Below are 5,019 nucleotides of genomic sequence, written 5' to 3'. Positions count from 1 at the left end.
GCCTAAAGGAGTTCGCCCATGACCACCGACTATGTTCTCTTTGTCCACGGCGTGAAAAACCGCAGTCAGGAAGCGTTTCAGCAAACCTGCCTGGGGTTGCTAGAGGGCATTCGGCGATCGCTCAACGACAGTAGCCGCACCCTCAAGCCCATTTTTCTGTTTTGGGGTGACCTCAACGTGGCCCCCCAGCAAAAACTTGTCCAGGGTCTGCAAGCTTCATCCCAGTGGCAAAACCTTTTGTTTCGAGACTTTCGCCGCCAAGAAATTGTCGAATTTGTCGGCGATGCCGCCCTGTACCTGAGCCGCCACGTAGGGGCTCAGGTGGTCTACCGCATTCGCGATATTGCCCTGGGGCCAATGGCCGGAGCTAGTTCGAAGGATCGTCTGCACTTGGTGACCCACAGCATGGGCACCGTGATCTTATTCGACATTCTGTTTGCGGGCCGCTGGGAAGATTCGCGTCTGGATCAAGACACCAACACCCATGACATTCGCCAGGTGGTGAGCCAGATCCGCAATGCCCTGTTTGGTCTGGGCACAAACCCTGGCGTGGGCCTGCCGGTGGCAAGCATTCACACCATGGGGTCACCGATCGCGCTGTTTAGCCTGCTGTCGCTGACCGGCGAAAGCTCCCACGATTTGACTAGCAGCCTGAAGGAATTTTTAGATGCCCTCTTTGTGCTCCGCCAGGGGCAGCCCCTACCCTGGCGCAACTTCATTCATCCCGGCGACCCCATTGCCTACCCGCTGGAGGGGGTGGTGCCCATGCTGCTGCAAACCTCCCAGACCTACGTGCAAATGCAGGATGTGATTACCGAAAAGCCAGGACTGCTGACCCGGCCCTTTCAGCAGACTATCGTGCCGCTGCTCTGGGGGGGCGATGCCCACGGTAGCTATTGGCAGAGCCCCACAGTTGGCAAAACCATTGGCGATGCCCTGCGCTAGATGTTCGGCATTGCTGAATACAGGCATGATCTGCTCTAACCTCTTGAGTTTTGGGGCAGCCAGAATTCCCAAAATTTCTCCATGTTGGGGGATTAAGCGGCCACACGAATGTGTTGCTATTGAAGATAATTCTTTCGACTCAGCAACGCTAATTTCTCACTTTCGCCCTTTCGCCCAGACGTTTACCCAACAATGTCATGATGCCTCCTAAATCCAATCATTCCCGGCAGCCGTTTTCGCTGCCGCGACGGCGGTTTCTGCGTTATTTTGCGGGGGGCGGCGTGGGGACCCTGGCGCTGGGCAGCCTCTGGCAAAGCAGCAGCTCCGCTAGGGAAGTTGATCTCGAAACTCTCTGCTCTACCTTTCCCTACAACTCCCGCTGTGCCGATTATCTGCCGGGAGTGCAGGCCCTTGACCTGAACGAAACGCCGATCGCCCTAGACGCCTTTTTGCCCACGGTTACGCCGGGGGTGCCTGCTCCTGTCAAAGGGCTACCCGAAACTGAATTAACCTACTTGGTGATTGAGACAGGGCCAGCCATCGCCCCCTACGCCCTGCGACCGATCTGCACCCACCTGGGCTGTACCGTGCCGTGGAATGCTGAGCAGAATCGGTTTGTTTGCCCCTGCCACGGCTCTCAGTACGATGCAGAGGGGCGGGTTTTGCAGGGGCCAGCGGCGCGATCGCTGCCCATAGTCACAGTGTTAGCTAAGCAAAATCAAATTCGCCTAGTCGATCAGGCTCCGATTATTGACCCACGGGAGCCAAGCCCCAGCTAGACCCTAGGGATTGGCCGGCTGTAGAGGTTGTCGGCTACTGTCCGCTATTTTGCGCGGGCAATGCCCCCGGCTGCACCGTAAGGGTTTCGCTCTGGCCATTGCGCTTGATTTGCAGACTCAGACGGCTGTTGATGGCACTGCTTTCGACCAGGCTCTGCACCTCGTCGGCCTGGGTGACAGCCTCGCCATCAATCTGCTGAATCACATCCCCCGCCCGCAGCCCCGCCTTAGCGGCGGGCGAGTCAGGCATGACGCGAGCCACCAGTACGCCCTGATCTTCGCTAACGCTGAGGCCGCTGTTGGGGTCGCTGTTGAGGGTTTGCTTCACCTCGGAGGTGAGGGTGACTAGCTGAATGCCCAGGTAGGCGTGATCGACCTTGCCCTGGCTGGCCAGTTGGTCAGCGATCTGCTGCACTGTGTTGATCGGGATGGCAAAGCCAATGCTCTGCGCCCCCTGAATAATGGCGGTGTTCATGCCGATTACCTGGCCCTGGTCGTTGAGTAGGGGGCCGCCGGAGTTACCGGGGTTGATGGCGGCATCGGTTTGAATAAAGTTGACCCGCTGGTCGGGGATGCCCACCTGGCCGCTCGATCGCCCGGTGGCGCTAATGATGCCAGCGGTGACGGTGTTGTCGAGGCCGAGGGGGTTGCCAATGGCGATCGCCCATTGCCCAGGGTTGAGCTGATCTGAGTTGCCCAAATTCACCGTGGGCAGGTCTTTGGCCTCGACGTGCACCACGGCCACATCGGTGACGGGGTCTTCACCCAGCACCTTGCCGTCGAAGCTGCGGCCATCCTTGAGGGTGACCTTCACCTGGTCGGCCCCGTCCACGACGTGGGCGTTGGTGATGATTCGACCATCGCTGCGGGTGATAAACCCAGAACCCACGCCGCGTTCAGTGTGATCGGCAGGCAAGTCGGGCACCTGATTGCCAAAGAACTGGCGAAAAAAGGGGTCATTAAAGCCATCGGGCACTTGAGTCGCCACTGTGCGGCTGGAGTCAATGCGCACCACCGCTGGCCCCGTCTGGTTGACAATGCCCTCAACAAAGTTTGGGTCGGCGGCGGCACCTAGGAGCGGAGCGGAGCCTGAGGTGGGCACTGGCGCTACCGCCGCTCCAGCCGTCTGCATGGGCATTGACCCCTGGTTTACCTGGTGAAATTCGTAGCTCAAACCTGTGGCAATGCCAGCACCTAGCAACACAAGTGCGACAGACGTTCCTAATCGTTTAGAAAATTTAGCCTTTCTCGGTGGCCCAGGCTCAATGCCATTGGTCGAAAATTCAGAACTATCAGCAAGCGGGCGGGGATGGGTTCTCATGGTTTAGTCTCCAAAGATGAAGCGCAGGATGGTGTGAGAGCAGAACAATCACACTGCCGTAGCGAAGCAGTGCCCATCCAGTTGCTATTTCACTTTAGAGAATCCCTATGGCAATCCTGTGGCAGGGGAATGTCAACGTCTCATCTGCTGCTGCCACCCTCGATTAGTTGGCGCAGCACCCTTTGTAGACGCTACGGATTGCAGTAGAGGCAGTAGGTAGGATCTGCCACGGTCGGTGAGTTGGGGCAGGGGGCATCTTGCTGATGCTGGCATTGCTGGCACTGGTATCGAACTGACAAGGTCATGGGCGTAGGGGTGCCACAGTGGCCACAGGGTAGGCCAGGCCAGCGTTTTACCTCGCTAAAGCCGGGGCAGCCACAGGCGGGGCAGGCTTGAGAAGTAACGTTGAGCAGCGCTTGGGTCGCCTGGGCAATCACCTCCATACGGGTGGGGTTATAGATTGCCCGCATGTCGGTTTCAAGGCGGGCCTGGCGACTGGGGGACTGCTGCATAGCTGTCACCACCGCCGTTTCTAGCTCTTCGGCAGTGGTAATGCCCTTGGCGATCTCGGTGTCGTCGGCCCGCACGATCAGCCCGTGGCTAGGAAAGCCTACGGTGGAGGCAAAGGCTTTGGCCTCTGCCCAACTGCGAACCACCTGCTGGCGGTAGTTGGTGTTGGGGGAAAGACACTCACCCACAAGTTCGAGCTGATGTTGGCGATCGCACAGCAGGACGATTTCGCGATCGCAGGCCACAAAGGGAATCTGTGGGTGCGGCCCAAAGCTGCCCTCGCTGGCGATCGCCAGGGTGGCCCCGGTTTGCCGCAGGGCGGCGGCGGCTTTGAGGCGGGCGGTGGTGAGCTGATTGGCGGGGCGCTTTACCTCGCCCGTGAAGGTGCCAAAGCCGTCGGTGTCAAAGGCGGGGGGCACCGTGACGGTGACGCCCAAGTGGGCTTCGAGCAGGGGGGCGATCGCCTGCTCTTTGCGGTGCATGGTGGCCAGCACTGCTACCCGGCCAGCAAACCAGTCGCGGGGGTTAGCCATCCTAGACTCCCTCATCGTGGGCAAAGCGATTATAGAGAAAGTCGAGGGCGTAGTTGCGCAGCTGGTAGTACTGGGGGTCTTCCATAATCTGGTCGCGATCGCGGGGCCGCTCAAAGGGAATGTCCATTACCTCGCCGATGGTGGCGGCAGGGCCGTTGGTCATCATCACCAGGCGATCGGCTAGAAATAATGCCTCGTCGATATCGTGGGTGATCATCAAGACTGTGCAGCGGTGGTCGTTCCAGATCTTCAGCAGTTCTTCCTGGAGTTCTTCTTTGGTGATGGCATCGAGCGCTCCAAAGGGTTCGTCGAGAATCAGCACCTCAGGGCGAATGGCCAGGGCACGGGCGATGGAGACCCGCTGGCGCATGCCGCCGGAGATCTGGTCGGGGCGCTTGTCGGCGGCTTCGGTGAGCCCCACCATGGCCAGGTGGTCGCGCACGATCGCACGCTTTTGGGCTTCGGGCTTTGTGGGCCACACCGTTTTTACCGCCAGGTAGACGTTTTCAAATACGGTGCGCCAGGGCAGCAGGGCGTAGTTTTGAAAGACCACCATGCGATCGGGGCCGGGTTTGAGAATGGGCTTGCCGTTGAGGGTAACGGAGCCCCCCGTCGCCTGCTGAAAGCCTGAAACTAGGCTGAGCAGAGTCGATTTGCCGCAGCCCGAGTGGCCGATGAAGCAGACAAACTCACCCTCCTGAATCGTCAGGTTGACGTTTTCTAGAACTGGGAACACGCCCTTGGCGGTGGGAAAGCTTTTGGAGACCTGATCAAAGACCAGAAAGCCCTGATCGGGGGAAGGCTGGGCATGATCCACCAGTTCGAGGTGGGCAGGGCGACGGGACTTAACCTTGATCGGGGTGGGTTGCATTAGATAACTCCTTGAATTGGGTGAAATCGGAGAAGTTCGGTAATTCTTCCCCTCCTGGGA

General features: G+C 59.1%; 5 protein-coding genes. 2 read left to right on the top strand and 3 right to left on the bottom strand.

Annotation, left to right across the window (positions count from 1 at the left end; genetic code table 11):
* Window positions 1-18 precede the first annotated feature (18 nt).
* Entirely contained in the window at window positions 19-945 is a 927-nt protein-coding gene (locus IQ273_RS30265; protein ID WP_194026803.1) for a hypothetical protein, read from the top strand.
* Between the two features lie 197 nt (window positions 946-1,142).
* Window positions 1,143-1,724, top strand: coding sequence for a Rieske 2Fe-2S domain-containing protein (locus tag IQ273_RS30260; protein ID WP_228054186.1), 582 nt, complete (start codon window positions 1,143-1,145; stop codon window positions 1,722-1,724).
* 34 nt (window positions 1,725-1,758) lie between these two features.
* Here IQ273_RS30260 and IQ273_RS30255 read toward each other — a convergent pair whose 3' ends face one another.
* From IQ273_RS30255 to IQ273_RS30245, 3 genes are all read right to left on the bottom strand, one after another.
* Window positions 1,759-3,045 (bottom strand): HhoA/HhoB/HtrA family serine endopeptidase, encoded by a 1,287-nt coding sequence (locus IQ273_RS30255; protein ID WP_194026802.1) that lies wholly within the window; start codon window positions 3,043-3,045, stop codon window positions 1,759-1,761.
* Between the two features lie 191 nt (window positions 3,046-3,236).
* Entirely contained in the window at window positions 3,237-4,088 is an 852-nt protein-coding gene (locus tag IQ273_RS30250) for a DUF6671 family protein (protein WP_194026801.1), read from the bottom strand.
* Window position 4,089: 1 nt separating this feature from the next.
* Complete coding sequence (locus IQ273_RS30245; protein ID WP_228054184.1) at window positions 4,090-4,959, bottom strand: nitrate ABC transporter ATP-binding protein; 870 nt, start codon at window positions 4,957-4,959, stop codon at window positions 4,090-4,092.
* Window positions 4,960-5,019 lie beyond the last annotated feature (60 nt).

The organism is Nodosilinea sp. LEGE 07298, from assembly GCF_015207265.1.
GTDB lineage: Bacteria > Cyanobacteriota > Cyanobacteriia > Phormidesmidales > Phormidesmidaceae > Nodosilinea.
Note: the sequence above shows the minus strand (reverse complement) of the source record. Positions and strands in the feature narration are given on the sequence as shown.